4 protein-coding genes are annotated in these 21,191 nt (G+C 39.9%); all 4 read left to right on the top strand.

The window, feature by feature from the left end; all coding sequences use genetic code 11:
- Positions 1-78: 78 nt before the first annotated feature.
- The 4 genes from IPM92_13000 (at position 79) to IPM92_12985 (ending at position 20,873) form a co-directional block, all read left to right on the top strand.
- Complete coding sequence (locus IPM92_13000) at positions 79-1,032, top strand: hypothetical protein (GenBank protein MBK9109246.1); 954 nt, start codon at positions 79-81, stop codon at positions 1,030-1,032.
- The gene (locus IPM92_12995) at positions 1,026-6,704 is read left to right on the top strand and encodes an HYR domain-containing protein (protein MBK9109245.1); all 5,679 of its coding nucleotides are present in this window, start codon (positions 1,026-1,028) and stop codon (positions 6,702-6,704) included. The genes IPM92_13000 and IPM92_12995 overlap by 7 nt, the downstream gene beginning before the upstream one ends.
- A gap of 755 nt (positions 6,705-7,459) precedes the next feature.
- Positions 7,460-13,303 carry a right-handed parallel beta-helix repeat-containing protein gene (locus IPM92_12990; protein ID MBK9109244.1) on the top strand — a complete coding sequence of 1,948 codons (5,844 nt, stop codon included), beginning with the start codon at positions 7,460-7,462 and terminating at the stop codon, positions 13,301-13,303.
- A complete protein-coding gene (locus IPM92_12985; GenBank protein ID MBK9109243.1) occupies positions 13,200-20,873 on the top strand; it encodes an HYR domain-containing protein in 7,674 nt (2,557 codons plus the stop codon). Before IPM92_12990 ends, IPM92_12985 begins: the two co-directional genes overlap by 104 nt.
- The last annotated feature ends 318 nt before the right edge of the window (positions 20,874-21,191 follow it).

The raw sequence follows: 21,191 nt of genomic DNA, 5'->3' as shown, positions 1-21,191 counted from the left end.
AATATGTTTTTATCAAAAGCTCATATGCATTGATAGAGGTTTGAATGTGCCTACCTTTATCCTGAAAACCGATTTCACATGAAAAATATACATCAAAAAGCAGTCCTGCTTTTTTGTGCATTTATTGCACCCTTGACCTTTATTTTTACACAAGCCACACAAGTCAAAGACATTCAGGCCGGCGGCGCAAGTTCCAACTCAAGTCCGAATACTCTGATCTGTTATAATGATCTGCTTTATTTTGAAGCAGATGATAATGTTTCCGGAAAAGAACTTTATCAAAGTGACGGAAGTGCATTAGGTACGATCTTATTAAAAGATATCCGTCCGGGTGGTACCGGAAGTTCTCCGGATTATTTTGCTGTTTTTAATAATCGACTTTACTTTCAGGCAAATGATGGCACTAGTGGTATCGAACTCTGGCAAACAGATGGTACTGCCTTAGGTACTGTTCTATTTAAAGACATTAAACCGGGTGGTGGAAATTCAGATCCACTTTATATGACAGTGGCCAATGGTCTATTGTTTTTTTCTGCCGACGAAAATGCAACGGGAAGAGAACTGTATAAATCAGATGGAACTATGGCTGGTACTGTTTTGGTAAAAGACATTAACTCCGGTGCCGGTAATTCAACGCCCGATGAATTATTGCGCGTTGGAAATAAACTTTTCTTCGAAGCTACTGATGGTTCTACAGGTCGGGAACTTTGGGTCAGCGATGGTACGGCTTTAGGTACATTTCTCGTAAAAGATATCAATGTAGGTGCTGGCTCTTCCAATTTATTGAATCTAACAGCAGTTGGTAGTTTGTTGTTTTTTTCAGTTAATGATGGAACAAATGGTTTTGAGTTGTGGCGTAGCGACGGTACCAATGCTGGAACCTATATGGTCAAAGATATAAATCCTGCCGGAAATTCAAATCCTTCAGATTTTGCAGCGGTTGGAAATATGCTCTTTTTGCAGCGGATGACAATGTCAATGGAAAAGAACTTTGGAAGAGCGATGGCAGCGAATTGGGCACAAGTATGGTAAAAAATATTCGTCCGGGTGTTGCCAATTCAAATCCTGTTTTTTTAAGAAATTTAAATGGCACTTTAATTTTCAGAGCAAACAATGGTGTTGTAGGTGAAGAGCTCTGGAAAAGCGATGGTACCGATATGGGTACTGTATTGGTAAAAGATATAAGAGCTGGTGGAGCAGGATCAGGTTCCAACATCATGGATATTTATAAAGCAGGTCCTAAAGTTTATTTTGAAGCCAACGAGACTAGTTTCGGCCAAGAGCCCTGGAAAAGTGACGGAACGGATCCGGGTACCGTAAATATTGCCAATATCAATCCTCCACCTGCCGGAAACGGATCTGATCCGGATTTCTTTACACTCTGCGGACCATACATCTATTTTGCTGCAAAAGATGGTGTCACTGGAATTGAATTATGGAAAACAATGGCCGATGGAGATGTCACAGCACCTGATATTTCATCCTGTCCGGTGAATCAATTGGTTGCTTATTGTATGACTTCAGGAATGAGTAATCCGCCTTATTCTGAAACAGAAACAGATACTGATTATGCCACATTTTCAGATAATGATAACCAGGGTTCTGCAAGTGATAATGTTGGAATAACAAGTGTTCGTTACATTGATGATTCAACGGGCGTTTGTCCGACTTTTGTATATAGGACCTGGATTGTTAGTGATGCCGTAGGCAATTCATCTAGTTGTATTCAAACAATCGAATTTGATCATTCTATAGGACCAGTCATACTTGCACAAGATCCCATTGCAACTTGTTATGCTACCCAAGCTGAAGCTGAAAGTGCTGCGATCTCAGCTACACATGCTGCTGATGATTGTACGCCATCTGATCAACTGGGAAAACAAGCAACTACTTCAGGGAGTTGTTCAGCAATGATTACCGTAACGGTAACAGATCTATGCAATAATTCAACGCAAGCAGTTTTTAATACCCGTATCAGTAATGCTGCGCCAGGCATTACCTGTCCATCAACGCAAACACAATATCTGGATGCAAATTGCGAAAGTGCTTTAGCAGATTATTCAGGTTTGGCGTTAACTTCTGATGATTGCCAGGGAATGGTAACCGTGAATCAATTGCCGGTACCTGGAACTTTATACACCACGGAGTTGGCTTTGGGGGCCTTGCTTATTGCAACTGATGAATGTGGTAATCAAAATACTTGTGTATTTAATGTCATAGTAGATGATAACACTGCTCCTATACCGACTTGTGAGAATAGTCAAATCATAGTTTTAAATTCAGTTTGTCAGCTTGAAGTCCCTGATTTAACGGACAATTCAAGTGCGACCGATAATTGTTCTTCAACATTTAGTTGGAGCCAATTTCCTTATGCAGGTACTTTACTTGCATCCGGTGAAGGGTTTTCACATACCATTACAGTTACCGTTGACGATGGAAACGGCAATACGAACACTTGTTCGGTTTTATTAACAGGAGATGATGCTACACCGCCGGTACCAGATTGTGAAAACAACCAAACCGTGCTGTTAAATGTAAATTGTCAGGTGAATGTTCCCAATCTTAGGAACGGAGCAACCGCCACAGATAATTGTTCTCCAACGTTTACCTGGACCCAAAATCCTATTCAAAACACTAAATTACATCTTGCAGAAGGCGCAATGTATACCGCGACGGTAACAGCAGATGATGGCAATGGAAATACAGGTACTTGTACCGTAGTGCTCACGGCTGATGATCGTCAGGACCCTGTGCCAACTTGTGAAGCAAATCAAACGGTAAGCCTTGATCGGGATTGTATGCTGGTGGTACCGGATGTAACAGATGGATCTACATCAACAGACAACTGTGCAACTACTTTTATTTGGTCGCAGAATCCCGTAGCAGGAACTTTTTTGGCTTCAGCAGAGGGAATGACGCATACCGTCACAGTTACCGTAGATGATGGAAATGGAAATACAACAACTTGTACGGTTGTCTTAACCGGTGATGATGTTTCAAGACCTACACCTGTATGTCCTGGAGATCAAATCATAAGTTTGGATAACAACTGTAATTTTTTGATGCCTGATTTTATTGCGGGCTCATCGGCTTATGATAATTGCTCCAATAGTTTTAGCTGGACACAATCGCCTCCGGCCACCACATTGATGCTTTCCGGTGAGGGCATGATGCATCTTGTAACGGTCACTGCCGACGATGGTAACGGTAATTCTGATTTTTGTGTCATAAAAATTACCGGGGATGATGTAAGTCCGCCCGCTCCTATTTGTGAAAATAATCAGACCCGACTTTTAAATGCAAATTGCAGATTGGCTGTTCCCGATTTGACAAACGGGGCAACAGCAACAGATAATTGTGTGAACAGTTTTATATGGACACAAAATCCTGCTTTTGATGCACGTCTCAATTCTGGTGAAGGCATGACCCACACTGTTACAGTTACTGTCGATGATGGAAATGGAAATACAAATACATGCACGGTTGTTTTGACCGGAGATGATCAAAGAAATCCCTTGCCGATTTGCGAAGCAGATCAATTGATTGTTTTAAATAATAATTGCGAATTAATGGTTCCTGATTTGACGGATGGAGCGAGCGTAACTGACAACTGTTCGTCAAGCTTTACATGGGGACAAAGTTGGCCTCCGGGAACTTTATTGGCCTCCGGAGAAGGAATGACACATACCATCACTGTGACCGTAGATGATGGAAACGGAAACAGCGCAACTTGTACTGTTGTTTTGACCGGAGATGATGTCACAGCTCCTGATCCGATTTGTGTAAATGGGGGAACTTTAATGCTGAATGCTGATTGTGAATTAGTAGTTCCCGATCTGCTGACCGGTGCATTGGCATCTGACAATTGCTCACAAACCTTTACCTGGTCTCAAAATCCAATGCCTGGAAGTATGTTGGCATCCGGTGAAGGCATGACGCACACTGTTACGGTTACAGTGGATGATGGAAATGGAAATACGAACACTTGTTCGGTTTTGCTTACAGGAGACGACACTACACCGCCTGTACCTGATTGTGAAAACAATCAAACAGTCGCTTTAAATATTAATTGTGAATTAATGGTGCCTGATAAAATCAATAATGCAACTGCAACCGATAATTGTTCAATGAGTTTTACCTGGTCGCAGAATCCGCCACAAGGAACTAAATTAGCCTCAAGTGAAGGTGCTATGCACACCGTCACCGTAACTGTTGATGATGGCAATGGGAATTCCGCCGATTGTACAGTTATTTTAACAGGCGACGATAGACGCGACCCTGTAGTAAATTGTTTGCCGGATCAAACCATTATATTAGATGAAAATTGTGATTTACAAGTTCCGGACTTATTAAGCAATGCAAGTGCGACCGATAATTGTACACAAACGTTTATCTGGACTCAGAGTCCGGATGAGGATGAACTTTTGGCATCAGGAGAGGGAATGACTCACACAGTTACGGTTACAGCTGATGACGGCAATGGGAATACAGGAAGTTGTACAGTAGTACTTACCGGTGAGGATAATCTTGAGCCGAACCCTATATGTGAAAATGATCAGACCATTATTTTGAATAGATTTTGTGAGTTGACGGTACCGGATCTCACTGATGAAGCCAGCGCAAATGACAATTGTGCAGTGAATTTTGTGTGGACCCAAAATCCAGTTGCAGGAAGTACTCTTGCATCCGGAGAAGGAACTACCCATACTGTAACGGTCACCGTCGACGATGGAAATGGAAATACGAACACTTGTTTGGTTATACTTACCGGTGACGATACTACGCCGCCCACGCCTGATTGCGGGCCATTAATCAATGTTTCATTGGATGAAAATTGTGAACTATATGTGCTTGATGTGACCTATACTGCTTCAGCAACTGATAATTGTGCATCTTCATTCCTTTGGTCGCAATCGCCCGTAGCCGGAACTTATTTGGCATCAGCGGAAGGGATGACGCATACGGTTACAGTAACAGTCGATGATAACAATGGAAACAGTTCAACCTGCGAAGTAATCTTACGAGGAGATGACAAACTCCCGCCGTTTATTAATTGTGAATTAGATCAAACCATTATATTAGATAACAACTGTGAATTAAAAGTACCGGATCTCACAGATGGTGCTTCAGCAACTGACAATTGTTCGGATATGTTCAGTTGGGAACAAAGTACAATGGCAGGCGCAATAATTCCCTCAGGAGAAGGCATGATGCATTCTTTTACGGTGACTGTTTACGATGGCAATGGAAACAGTTCTGTATGTTTAGTAACACTGACGGGTGAAGATGCCACAAATCCTAATTTAGTTTGCGAAGATCCGCAACTGGTAGCTTTAAATCATAAATGCGAATTGGTGGTACCGGATCTTACAGATGGCGCGGTGGTGTCTGACAACTGCGCAGATATGTTCAGCTGGAATCAGACTCCTGTAGCCGGCAGTGCATTGTTTTCAGCAGATGGAATGATGCATACCATAACGGTCACTGTTTTTGATGGAAATGGAAACAGTTCGATCTGTACGACCGTTCTAACAGGCGACGATAGTACACCACCCACCATAGAATGCCCTATTAAAACCATGCGTGGAAATACGGAAGGATTATGTGTGTATCATATTTTAGAAAGTGAATTTGATCCTGCGGTAAGCGATAATTGCGGCTTGGAAAAAGTCGAATACACCCTAACGGGAGTGACCATTGGCAGTGGTGAAAACACCATTGGAGGTATTTCACTCAACAAAGGAATAACGACGATTAAATGGAAAGCTTTTGATGTTGCAGGAAATATGAGTATGTGCAGTTTTACAGTTGAGGTAAAAGACACAGAACCCCCACAGATTAAATGCCCCAACAATATCAATGTGATTACATTACCGGGTCAATGTACGGTGCCTTCGGGTTCTGTACCATTGGGCGCGCCTATTGTATCTGATAATTGTGCCATTCAATATCCGATTACAAATAATTCACCTGCTATTTATCCATTAGGTGTGACCAACGTGAAATGGATCGTAAAAGATTCAAGTGGAAACATGAACAGTTGTATTCAAAAAGTGACCGTATCGGCATATAACTGCGTTAAACCTTCAGGGGTATCTCACCATAGCATTACCTTCAATTCAGCAAAAGTAATTTGGACACCCGGCTTATGTGCTAGCGGTACCGAGCTGAGAATCCGCAAACAACTTTCTCCTGGTGTTTGGGGACCTTATAGCGGCTGGGTAGCAGCCAGCGGGCCCGGTAACCTTCATATGTTTATGGATTTAGACGAGAGCAGCTATTATCATTACCAGGTGAGGAGCAAATGCGGGATATCTTCTTCAACACAGGTCAACGGATTTTTTACTACGCTGTCAGCTGGAATGCTTAAAAAGCAAATTGATGAAAATTGGATGCCACTGTATGAATACGAACAAACGTTCGTTAGTAAGGCGAATACCGAAGAAAGGGAATATTTTATCGAATTATATCCGAATCCTTCGAAGGAGTCTGCAACACTTTATCTTGAAGGGTGGGGTGACAAATTAAAGCAAGTTCAGGTGATGGATATGTTGGGTAGAGAATTATGGAGTATTAAAGTAGACAAAAACATTCATGAACTTGAATTAGACTTTAAATCGATGTTATGGAAGCCAGGTATTTATTTAATTGGAGTAACAGATGGAGTGAATAGACAGACCATATTATTTAATCTGATTGACTAATAATTGTAGTTGTCTATTCATAAGAACTATTACATTTAGTTGAGTTGGATTTTGAGCCAGCTGGATTATAAATTGGAATCCTGTGAATGCAAATTTTAAATGAAGTCTCGAAAATTGAAGCTGATATTAGCTTCATGATTAGACTTCTGAAACCGAGATGATTAAAGTCTAAAATATTCCAGGATTTGTATCATCTTAGGGGTAAACAGCATGAATGGAGCATCAATAATCTAATATTTTAAAAATATTTTTCTATGAATCATTTACATGAGAATATATGAAGATAAGACCATATTCATTTGCCTAAATATCAATAGAATACTGATTATCATTTTTTTAAAACGGGACAATTTGGCAAGATTAGGTTTATTTCATTAGGATAATTGTATATCTGTTTGGTCCTGCTATCATAAAAAGTATATATGCCAAATTTTTTCTAATTAAACCATTTTCAATGGTTTAGAATAATTTAACGTTTGAATAACTAAAGAGTGATTAACTTTGGATGTTTAGATCGCAGAATATTTAGCCTTTAATAGAAATTAGACTTATTGCATTACTTGGGTTTTTATACTGATGCTTTAATTTGTCTATTGACTAAATATGTTGACAATAACCAAAATCTCTCGCCCCGCTTTATTGCCTTTTTTCAAAGGCAGTGAATTGTATTACCCAATTTTTAGACACATTTATTTGACCATCACAAGAGTAACATCGTTACTCCTGATTTTTTCATTTACAATAATAACCCTATCATGAATTCATTTGATGTTTTATTTCAGAATGTTGCGGTATTTTTTAAACCTGCAATTTTATTCATTTTTAGCTTACATTCATTTATGTTGTATGCTGGATCTTCCAATATAGAATTAAGCTTAAAGTATGAATGTGGTAAAAGTGTAACTGATACCGAATTTAATTTGAAGACTTCAAACTGTAAGAATCCAAATACAAGTAATTTTCTTTTCGAGAAAAATTTTGCAGATCCAGTTCATAACCTCACACAGATGACGGATCATCCTACAATTCAGGCAGCAATCAATGCAGCCAATCCTGGAGACGTGATCGAATGCGATGCTATGATTTATATGGAAAAAGTTACCATAACAAAATCTATCACACTCCAAGGCGTCAATGAAGCTAGCTGTATCATCGACGGTATGGGCTTGGGAACAGGTTCCGGAATTGTGATAAATAGTGCAGTAACAAATGTTACTATACAAAGATTTACGATAAAGAATCATACAGGTGCAGGGCCTAACAGTTATGCAGGCATTTATGCAATTGGAGGCAATAATAACTTAGTTATCATGGACTGCACCATCAAAGACAATTTGGGAGGAAGTGGTTTTTATGCAAACGGACCTGTCAATGGAGTAACCCTTGATGATCTGGATATTTCCGGACATACAAATGTAGCCGGAGCAGCAAGAGGTATCGTCATTTGGAATGGCTTAAAGGAGAATATTACGATTACCAATTGCGAAGTTTACAACAATAATTGTTGTGGAATTGAATTACAAGATGGAACCTCTTCAGCAGTGAATATGAGCAATAATAATGTTCACGACAATTGGGATAATGGAATGAGTGCTGTGGGTCTTCATGGTTCGACCGGATCCAATACTATTGCTAACAATGTTTTAAATAATAATGGGCGTTTTGGTATTGAAATTAAAAACCCGGATGCCAATGGAAGCAATACGAGCGTTACTGGGAATATGGTTAGCATAACCGGAAGTTTTGTGACATTAAGGCCTTCTGAAGAAAGAGATCTTGTTGGGATCGCTGCTTTTAGGAGAGGAGTTCTGGCGGATAATGTGGATGTACCAACTGGTGTCACCATTACAGGAAATACAGTAAGTGGCTATGTTCAGGATAACGGTGCCAGTACCAGTGAAGGCTTTGGGATTGTTGTGGAAGGAACCAATCATACCGTAACCGGAAATACCCTAAATAACAATGATGTTGGAATTCAACAACAGGCAGGACATACGCCTTATCCCGGCGATGGTGATCAATCAGATCTTGCCGACTTATATTTTGGACGCGGTAATTCTCCTATTGCTTGCGGAAATACAATCAGTGGAAATACATTTAGCGGAAACGGGACAAATACAAGAAATAATGGTTCTGTTGGAGGCACAGGATTTGTGAAAAATACTAATTCAGGAGAGACATTTTGCACGATCCAGGCAGCGATTAATGATGCAGAAACTTTAAGTGGGCATGAGTTGATTGTTTACGGAGGCGTTTTTGTGGAAAATGTCAATGTAACAAAGTCTCTTACGCTGAAAGGGGCAAATAACGGAACTAACGGTTGTTCAGGTAGTCGTATTACAGAGAGTCGTATTGATGGGCTGGCTGGAACAGCAGTGACTATTTCAGCCAACGGTGTGACCATAGATGGTTTTGAGCTCCTTGGATTGACAGGTGTCAGTGCAGCAGGATTTAATGATCTTGAAATAATCAATAATAAAATTTATACCCAAGCTGTTGGCGTGCAAATAACCGGCATGACAACAAGTGTTGGAAATACATGCCTGATAGAAAAAAATTGCATTGATTTGGTCAGTCAGGTATTTGGTGGGACGAATTCCTCTGTTGGTATTTTTATAAGTGGAGCGAGTGGGACCGAAAAGCTTACGATGAACAACAACACAGTGACAGATGGATTTTACGGTTATGTCATGCATGACATTAGTACCAATCCTAAAACCATAATTTCAAACGGTACAGTTACAGGAAGTATGCAGGGAGTCGCTCTGGTGAATACTGTTGGCGGACCTTTGGGTATGGTTGATATTGAAATAGTTTCAATGAGTTTAACCGGATTTTCAGGCAATTATCCAAGTCTTCCAGCGCAAAACTTTCATGCTGGAATATATACTTTTACCACTGCAACTACAGTTCCGGCAAATGGCATTCAGGCACTTATTCAAAACTGCACCATCAGTGGTACCGAAAGTTTAAGTCCATCGGGTGCTGGAATTTATTTGGGAGACTTCAGTACCGGTGCTGTGACAGTTCAAAATATCACAATTGATGAAAATACCATTTCAAATAACCTGAATCGCGGAATTGATTCGAGAGGATATGTCCTTGCAACAATTACCCAAAATACTTTGACAGGGAATGGTTCAGCTCCATGGGGAGCAGGAGGCAATGATGGATATTCAATCATAGCCCAAAGAGGGGCTGTGGTCAATGTGTATAACAATTTTATTACGCATCCTGCAGCGAGCACCTACCCAGTAACTGCCTTTTTTACGGGTAATACTCCGGTCAATACCATCACGGCCAATGACAATAGTGTATTGATGAATGGCAATGCCATGGGGCTCGGAGCCAATTCCATCATTGGTACAGGAAGTATCAGTGCTGAATGCAATTGGTGGGGCGTAACAGGTACTTCAGTGCCTCTTCTTATGTCGGGCACAGTTGATTACGAGTTGTTTTTAACTTCGGGAGTGGATGATTTGCCGGGAACACCGGGATTTCAACCTGTGGCTAATTCATGCAATGGATGCAGCAATGGTAACTCCGTCGCTAATATCAATTCAGGGGAATTCTTTTGCTCCATTCAGGAAGCAATCAACGATCCACAAACTTTAAATGGACATGTATTGGAAGTGTCAAGCGGAACCTATAACGAACAAGTGTTAGTAAATAAGACCCTTACGATAAAAGGAGTAGGAATGCCCAAACCTATTGTTGATTTTACGGGAACAGTAACCGGAAAGCCAACATTATTTGATGTATCGGTAGATGGTGTAACGATTGATAATATACATTTCAAAGTAGACTTGTCAAAATTGCGGAGTGCTATTATTGCAAGCGCCACAGGGCTTGATAATATAACAGTGAAAAACAATATGGTTGATGCCTATGGAACTCCGGCAGGTTCTTACGGTGACCGAAATGCCATCAGTATTAATTACGGAGGACCTTCCAATTATAGAGTTGCAACTGGTGGTGTTAATAGTATTCTATGTCAGAATAATACAGTGAATGGAAGCCTTCCAACCAGTTTTTTCAGATCTGGAATTGCATTTGATGAAGGGGGCGGAACTGTTACCGGAAATACACTTCAAACGATCAACCACGATGTTCTAGTCCGCTTTAGCAGTAATGGCGCTGTAACAATTTCAAACAATAATTGTAATGGAGGTGGCATAGAGTTGGCCGACCAAAATGCAGGATCGGGAATCATCAGCGTTTCAACGAATATATTCACAGGCGCCGGCGCACCGAATACAGCAGTGTTGCGTGTTAAAAACAATTACAATGGTATAAGCCATGTAATTTCAAATAACACTTTCAACACATTTAATTGGGCTGTTTCTTTAGAGAATATGAACAATGTGCTGTTAGATGGAAATACATTTAATCCAGCCGCTGGTACTACTTATGGTGTTGTTGTCAATACAAAGTCCATCAGTTCGAACTCTAATACAATTGTTCAAGTACCTATTGGTGTCATCATGACCAACAATAATTTCAACGGTGCTGGCACAGGAGTTTATTTTGCAAATCACGATAACGACAATGATTCTTACGGTACCCTTACTATTGGAACTGCAGGAAACGAGAACAATTTTGCTGCTACATTGAGTTCTTTTATCACCATGGATAAACAGACAGGCTCATCTGACTTTTCTACTTTTCCAATTTATGGAACAGGAGGAGGCTGGACTACAACCATGGCTTGTTGGGACATCGATATAGATGTAACTAATAATAATTTTGATGCCGGCGCTGGCTTGCAAACTCCTATGGCTATGTCCTTGTCAAATCGCTTTGCCTTGGAAGACAAACTTCAACATGGGACAGATTCCAGGTGTAATGGTTTTTTTATAGCGATTCCAAATCATTTATATGTGACAGATATAAGCGCAGCCCAAGCAACCGACAATGATTATACGAGGATCCGCAATGCTGTAGAAAAAGCAACAAACAACTGGACCATAAATTTAAAAGGTAGTTTTGATTGGACGGAAGCCAATGCAGCAACATCTTGGTCATTGGGTAATGATGGAGTAGTTTCCCCAGCCGACGATTATTCTATCTTAATACCAGCCAATAGAAACGGGATCACATTTACAGCACCTGAAGGTTTGGGAACCGCATCTATAACAGGACCAGGAGATTTGGCAGCTATAAATCTTGAAGGGGTTCTTGTATTTGATGGAGGAGACAATCAAAATTGGACGATATCCAATATCGAATTTAAGGAATTTGATTTAGGGATAGGAATGTTTAATGGAGCTGGAGGTACAGATGCATTTAACAATACTACAATAACGAATAACAGATTTGATATTGCCACAGATTTGAACACCGTAGTAGCACCGGCAGATGTGAATCAAAATATAGGAATACATTATTCATTTGGTACGAATCAAACAATATCAAACAATATTTTTAATGTACCTGGAGATGGAATAAGTAACGGTACAAATTATTCAAGTACCGTATGTATGCAATCCAATACCAGTGGTGGAAACGTTTACAATGGATTACTTATAACAGGTAATACGACCAATATACTGAATGCACAATCCGCAAATCCTCAGGTTGTATTGGGTATTTGGGAAAATGCACACGCTCATTCAAGTAATATTACAGTGAGCAACAATCAATTTTTGAATCTTTCGGGAAGTAATAACCCAAGTCTTAATTTACAGAGAGGATTTCGGGTAACATCGCATTCAAGTGCAGGAACCAATGTTATCTATTCCGGTAATACCGTTAAAGGTGCCAATCTTGGTTTCCAGTGGATAGCTGGTAGCAACTTCAGTGCAGAACAAGCAGTACAATTAACCGGGAATATTGTAAATGGAAATGAACTGGGCGTGCTTTTACAATCCAATGGGAAAGCTTTATTTACCAACAATGATTTCGATGATGCTGTCGATAATACTAAAGATATTCAAATTCAATCAGGAAGTATAATGACAACCGGTGGAGGCAATCAATACGCGGGAGAAACATATTATATAGAGAATTTGAGCAGTACCGGCTTAGACATCAGCGGTGAGACTTTTGATCAATCGAATTCATTCAGACGTACTGATAGGATCTATGGAGCGCTTGACAATGCCGCATCAGGCTTGATAAGAATTGATGGTAATAATTTATATGTGTCTGCACCTGGTACAGGTGCATCTGATGAAACCATTCCACTTGCGATTTCTGCTGCCAATGCAACTGGCGAATCCATACATGTTGAAACAGGATCGTATGCCAATGGATTCGATGGAAGTTCGAAAGAATTAACATTGGTACCGGGCTCTAGTCCGGGTTGTGTGACACTGGGAGGAAATCTGAATTTAACGAGTGGTGATGCGCTGAGTATGGAGTTAAATGGTACGACTGTATGTAGTCTCTACGATCAATTGATCGTAAACGGGACAGTAACACTTGGTGGTTCCAATTTAATACTGAGTGTAGGATTTATACCTGCAAATGGAAATCAATTTAAAATTATCGACAATGACGGAGGAGATGCAGTTGTCGGCCAGTTTACGCAAGGAGCAGCCATCACATCTGGTGGCTATACATTTGATATTGATTATGCAGGGGGGAGATGGAAATGATGTTGTGCTATCAAAATGTGCAGCCGGAATCGTAAATACAAATACCGGTGAAATATTTTGCAGCATTCAGGATGCCATTAATGATCCCCAGACAGTCAATGGACATACAATCACAATTGCTGCAGGAACCTATGCAGAAAATGTTGTCGTCAATAAAGAATTAACGATCAGCGGTGCAGGCAAAGGAAGCAATCCGGCCACAAATACAGTAATTACACCTTCGATTTCTTGCATAGGTGCAGGATTTACAATTTCAGCTGCGAATGTGACGCTACAAAATATGTTTATTACAAATTTTCAGGATGCAGTTCTCTTAAGTGGTGTTACAAATCCAACATTGAATAATCTTGCATTAATAGATTATTGTAGATACGGAGTAAACTTTGGAGGAAATAATTCAGATGTTGAAATAAGCAATACTGATATTCAACGTACAAGTTTATTAGCGGGAACAATTGGAATGCGAATTGGTACGGCAAATGCAGTCAATGGTATGTTGATTGATAACTGTACCATTACTGGAAATGCTTTGCAAGGAATTGTAAATTTTCAAGCAACAACTCCTGTGGCCTTCGACAATATCGTGATTAAAAATAGTACGATTAGCAATAATCTTCAAAAAGGAATGTATTTTGAAAAATTGAGCAATGCTACTTTTGAAAAGCTGACCATGGACAATAATGGGACAGATGCCACTTATGGATTTAATAATGGTATTGATATTAATTTGAAATACGGATCCTATTCAAATATTACCATCAAAGATTGTGACATCACTAATTCTGGCGTAACGGGTACAGCAATTGATCCTCAAAATCCTGCAGTCATTGCTATAAAGGCAAGAGATGATGCACCGTCTTATAATAGCATTCCAGCTAGCTTAAGTAATGTAATAATTAAAAATAATAAGATCACAGGTCCTCAAAACGCAATTCGAATCGGAGAATTTGGAAAGATCAATGCAACGCCATCTAATGTAACTATTGAAGGCAATGATCTATCTTTTGCATATGCAAATAAAGCTCTGATAAGTAGAATAAACAATGATATAAGTGTTAATTGCAACTGGCATGGAACCATTGATCTGCCTGTAATTCTTACCACCTTTGAAGAGGGTTCAAGTGGAGATATCATACTCTCGACAGTTTTAAATTCAGGCACAGATGCAAGTGGTGATGTCGGATTTCAACCTTCAGGTGGATGTATTTGTGCATCCAATAATCTGGTAACAAATACAACTACTTTAGAAACATTTTGTTCGATTCAGGAAGCAATTGATGATCCTCAAACTTTGAATGGCCACACATTGATGGTGGGAGCCGGTACGTATGTTGAAAATATTATCGTCAACAAACAACTTACCATCAATGGGCCTAACAGCAATATAGATCCCTGTACCGGAACACGTGGTTCAGAGGCTAAAGTTTTTCCTGCAATCAAAGCTATTTCATACGGAGAAATATTTCACGTTGCTGCATCTAATGTTACAATTTCTGGTTTTACAATTGATGGTGACAATCCATCTCTTACGAGTGGATACACCAGCACAAACGGAGCGGATTTAGATGCTGCAGAGGGTGTCACTATTTATGAAACGGGAATTAATAATTTAACAGTAAACCGTAATATTTTTAAGAATCTATCTTATTTCGGAGTTACGCTTTATGATTATCCTGCTGCTGTGCCTTCCTCAGGGCACACAATTTCTCAAAATAAATTTCAGGATTTCGGAACTTATGATGCAAGTTCAGGTATAGACTTTTGGGGCGGAGGAGTGTTATTATATAATAATCAATATGCATGGGTCAAAGACAATTGCATGACTAATTTAAGAATTGGCGTGCAAACCGGAAACTTTCATTTGGCAAATCCTGGTACAGTGTCATTCCAAATGATTGAAAACAACACAATGGAAGTCAGAAGGAGAGGAGTATTCCATAATTTATTTTATGGAACAGCCTCGCCCTATTCGATGGTCAACAATACTATTACAGGTATAAACAATGCCAATGAAAGTTTTTGGGATGGAATTTTGATTTCTTCGCAAAGCGTAACATCGACTGCTACGGATAATTCCATCGATGGCGTAGCCATTGTCGGTAAACCTACAGAAGGTTACGAAGTTTGGAATGTGAAGAATAGCAGTCCGATATTAATTAATGGTGGTTTGGTGAGCAACACTACTATTGGATTGTTTGTGAACAATTATGAAGGCTATGTTTCAGATGCAGGCGATGGAGCTCATGCCACTGTGTCTGGTATAACTATATCAGCCTGCTCAACGGCTGTTAAAATATTCGACAGTCCAAGCAGCACTTTGCATGCAGCTGTCTCTGCTATTATAAAGGATGATTGTGAAATTAACAATACTGGCACAGGAACGGGGATTCTGGTGAGTGGTACTAACGCGTCTGCAACTATTAAGGATAACGATGCATCCATCAATGGTTTTGCAGTTGGTGTTGATATTGATGGAGCTAGTGCAATTGTAGAAGGAAATCATATTTATGATAATGGAATGGGTGTTCGATTTACAAATTCTGGAACTGGAACTGTAAAAACGAATAAGTTTTATGACACAGATTTAAATGACGTAGATATCCATGCAACAGGAAGTGCAGGAAGTGTCATAGCTACTCCCAATAATTGGTTCGCCGGCTCGAGTTTTGGAATTGAAAATTTAAGCGGCAACGACATTGATGCTACCCTGAATTATTGGAATCACACATCAGGGCCAGGCTTAATTGCTGGTGGCTCTGGAGCAAAAATAACAACCTATGTAATTTATTGCCCTTGGTTGGGTGATGTGCCAGTTCCATTTGGCGGAACAGGACTCCCACTGGTTTCTCCAACGGTAAACATCGATGTGACAGAAACAAGTTTTGGCACTAACAATGATGGTATGATATGCAATGGAGATATGGTAAGTTTAGATGCTACTACTACTGCCGCAATTTCTTATAGTTGGATGCCGGGAGGAGCTACAACACCAAGCATAACAGTTACACCTTCGTCAACAACAACATTTACAGTCACTGTTAGTTTTAGTGATTGTCAGGTAGTACAAACACAAACGATCACTGTGAAACAATCACCAACTTTTACAACTTGTCCAGGCAGCACAACAGTAAATACAGATTTAAATGAATGTAACGCTAATGTAATTTATACTGCAACGGCTTCAGGGGATCCTACGCCTACCTACACTTACAGTTTTTCAGGAGCAACAAGTGGAAGTGGCGCAGGCACAGGAAGTGGCTCTGCATTTTTATTGGGCGTTACAACAGTAACTATCACAGCAATTAATGGATGTACGCCTGATGTGTGTTTGTTTACGATCACCGTAAATGATATGCAAAATCCAGTACCGAGCTGTGAATCTGCACAAACAATTAATCTAAATGCAAGCTGTCAACTGTTAGTACCGGATCTTACAAATGGCGCAACAGCAACAGACAATTGTTCAATATCATTTACATGGACTCAAAGTCCAACATCTGCAACATTATTAGCATCAGGCGAAGGAACTACTCACACAGTGACAGTTACTGCAAATGATGGCAATGGAAACAGTGCAACATGTACAGTAGTATTAACGGGAGACGATACTACTGCGCCAATTCCTGATTGTGAGAACAATCAAACGCTTTCATTAAATGCGAACTGTGAGATTACGGTTCCCGATAAAACCAATGCAGCAACTGCAACAGATAATTGTAGCATATCTTTTACCTGGACCCAAAATCCTTTACAAGGAGCAATGCTACCTTCAGGTGAAGGAATGATGCATGTTGTAACAGTTACTGTTTCTGATGGTAATGGAAACTCATCAACTTGCACTTCTGTTTTAACCGGAAATGACAATACGAATCCAGTACCAAGCTGTGAAACAGCTCAAACAATTAATCTAAATGCAAGCTGTCAACTGTTAGTACCGGATCTTACAGATGGCGCAACAGCAACCGATAATTGTTCGACAACATTTACATGGACACAAAGTCCAACATCTGCAACATTGTTAGCATCAGGCGAAGGAACAACACATACGGTAACAGTCACAGCAAATGATGGCAACGGAAACAGTGCAACATGCACAGTAGTATTAACCGGAAACGACAATACGAATCCAGTACCAAGCTGTGAAACAGCTCAAACAATTAATTTAAATTCAAGCTGTCAAATGTTAGTACCGGATCTTACAGATGGCACAACAGCAACTGATAATTGTTCGACGACATTCACATGGACACAAAATCCAACATCTGCAACATTATTAGCATCAGGCGAAGGAACTACTCACACAGTGACAGTCACAGCAAATGATGGAAATGGAAACAGTGCGACGTGTACAGTAGTATTAACCGGAAATGACAATACGAATCCTGTACCAAGCTGTGAATCAGCACAAACAATTAATTTAAATTCAAGCTGTCAACTGTTAGTACCGGATCTTACAGATGCAGCAACAGCAACCGATAATTGTTCGACAACATTCACATGGACACAAAATCCAACATCAGCAACATTATTAGCTTCAGGCGAAGGAACTACTCACACAGTGACAGTCACAGCAAATGATGGCAATGGAAACAGTGCAACGTGTACAGTAGTATTAACCGGAAATGACAATACGAATCCAGTACCGAGCTGTGAAACAGCTCAAACAATTAATATTAATTCAAGCTGTCAACTATTAGTACCGGATCTTACGGATGGCGCAACAGCAACCGATAATTGTTCAACAACATTCACATGGACACAAAGTCCAACATCTGCAACATTATTAGCATCAGGCGAAGGAACAACACATACGGTAACAGTCACAGCAAATGATGGCAACGGAAACAGTGCGACGTGTACAGTAGTATTAACCGGAAATGACAATACGAATCCTGTACCAAGCTGTGAATCTGCCCAGACTATCAATCTGAATGCAAGCTGTCAACTGTTAGTTCCGGATCTTACAGATGGTGCAAGTGCAACCGATAATTGTTCAACTACTTTAAGTTGGAGTCAAAGTCCAACAACATCAACATTATTAGCATCGGGTGAAGGAACGACACACACGGTAACGGTAACAGCAAATGATGGAAACGGAAACAGTGCGACCTGTACGGTAGTATTAACCGGAAATGACAATACGAATCCTGTACCAAGCTGTGAATCAGCACAAACAATTAATTTAAACTCAAGCTGTCAACTGTTAGTTCCGGATCTTACAGATGGTGCAAGTGCAACCGATAATTGTTCAACTACTTTAAGTTGGAGTCAAAGTCCAACAACATCAACATTATTAGCATCAGGCGAAGGAACAACGCACACAGTAACTGTTACTGCTAATGACGGCAATGGAAACAGCGCGACCTGTACGGTGGTATTAACAGGAAATGACAATACGAATCCTGTACCAAGCTGCGAATCAGCACAAACTATCAATCTGAATTCAAGCTGTCAACTGTTAGTTCCGGATCTCACAGATGGTGCAAGTGCAACTGATAATTGTTCAACTACATTTACCTGGAGTCAAAGTCCAACATCATCAACATTATTAGCATCGGGCGAAGGAACAACACATACAGTGACCGTAACAGCAAATGATGGAAACGGAAACAGTGCGACCTGTACGGTAGTATTAACTGGAAATGACAATACGAATCCTGTACCAAGCTGCGAATCAGCACAAACTATCAATCTGAATGCAAGCTGTCAACTGTTAGTTCCGGATCTTACAGATGGGGCAACAGCAACTGATAATTGTTCAACCACTTTCACATGGAGTCAAAGTCCAACAACATCAACATTATTAGCATCGGGTGAAGGAACGACACATACAGTGACTGTAACAGCAAATGATGGAAATGGAAACAGTGCGACCTGTACGGTAATATTAACCGGAAACGATAACACGAATCCTGTACCTATTTGTGAACCAGCACAAACAATTGTGTTGAATGCAACATGTCAGTTACTCGTTCCAAATTTAACCGATGGTGCCACAGCCACCGATAATTGTGCTACAACATTTACTTGGAGCCAAAGTCCAACGAGTGGAAGTTTATTAGCCTCCGGTGAAGGAACGACACATACAGTTACGGTAACAGCAAGTGATGGAAACGGAAATTCAGCAACGTGTACAGTAGTCCTAACGGGTAATGATGTAACAGCTCCTGTACCCGTTTGTGAGGATCCTCAAAACGTTAATTTGAATGCAAACTGTCAGTTGTTAGTACCCAATCTTACTGATGGGTCTATGGCAACAGATAATTGCGTTACAACATTCAACTGGAGTCAAAATCCAAACGCTGGATCAATCCTATCATCAGCACATAATTTGTCACATACTATAACCATTACAGTAAGTGATGGGAATGGAAATTCTTCTACATGCACAACAGTTCTTACAGGAAAAGATGTTACCATGCCTGTGATGACTTGTCCCGGAAATCAAGTGAGAGGAATGACAGAAGGACTGTGCAGGTATGTTGTACAGGGTAGTGAATTTGATGGAACAGCTTCTGATAATTGTGGTATAATTACAAAAACATATACCCTGACCGGAATTGAATCTGGCACTGGAAGCGGATCATTAGCAGGTTTATATTGGAAGAAAGGCATCACAACCGTAAAATGGGTGGTTACAGATGCGGCGGGAAATACAAAAAGCTGCAGTTTTACAGTGAATGTTAAAGATTTGGAACCGCCTACCGTGACTTGTCCTCCGGATTTAATAATCATCACTTTGCCGGGTCAATGCAGTGTTCCTGCAGGATCGGTAAGTCTTGGGACTCCGACAGTATCTGACAATTGCGGAATAAAATATCCAATTACAAATAATTCGCCATCGAGTTATCCGGTTGGAGTCACCAATGTGAAATGGACCGTTAAAGATTCTTCAAATAATGTAAAGACATGTATACAAAAGGTGACAGTAGTGGCATATACTTGCGGACAACCCGTGACAGTTTATCATCACGATACCACCTATTCAAGTGCAAAAGTTTCATGGTCGGCGGGAACTTGCGCAAGCAGTTATCAATTGAGAATTAGGAAAGAAATCTCTGCCGGTGTGTGGACTTCATGGTCAAGTTGGGTAAATTCTTCTGGTCCATTAACACATCTGTTTAACGGTTTAGACGATGGAAGTTTTTATCATTATCAAATTCGTTCAAAATGTGGTACCGGTAATTCAAATCTTGTGAATGGTTGGTTCCATACCTTGACATTGCCACCTTTGAAGAAACAGGATAATGGATTCACAGAGTTCAAAAAAGTGGAAGAGCTTGATAATACGGAACTTTATATCAAATCATCAGAAGCCCCGGAATTAAAAGCCGTACCAAATCCTGCGAAGGACCTGGTATCGATTCAGCTCAATGGATTTTCTTTTGCAACTAAATCATTGACCATGACAGATATGTTTGGAAAACTCATATTTAATGTGATCCTTGATAAATCAGAAAACGAACTTGAATTGGATTTGAAACAATTGAATGTCAAAGCTGGAATTCATTTTATCAGAGTCAGTGATGGTGTGAATCAAAAGACCATACAACTGTTAGTAGTATTGTAAGTAACTTTTAAATTGAATTAAAAAAAAAATCCCTTCACTACGAAGGGATTTTTTTTTAATATTTTACCGTACTCGTTTATAAAATACAAACCCATTGAGACGATAGAATTCCCGAAGTTGCGTTAAAGCTTTTAAGTTTGAAAAAAATATTATTCAAAATACTCAAAAACTGAATATAACAATAACTTCTAAATTAGTTTAAACCCCTCTATTTCCATTTATTTTCTCAGTTTTTTTTTGACTCAAAAAGTTCATACCTCATAAAAAACCATGGGCTATACAATTACTAGTGGAGCTTTACTCACTGGCAATTTCAAC

Source organism: Saprospiraceae bacterium, from assembly GCA_016719615.1.
Classification (GTDB): domain Bacteria; phylum Bacteroidota; class Bacteroidia; order Chitinophagales; family Saprospiraceae; genus Vicinibacter.
Note: the sequence above shows the minus strand (reverse complement) of the source record. Positions and strands in the feature narration are given on the sequence as shown.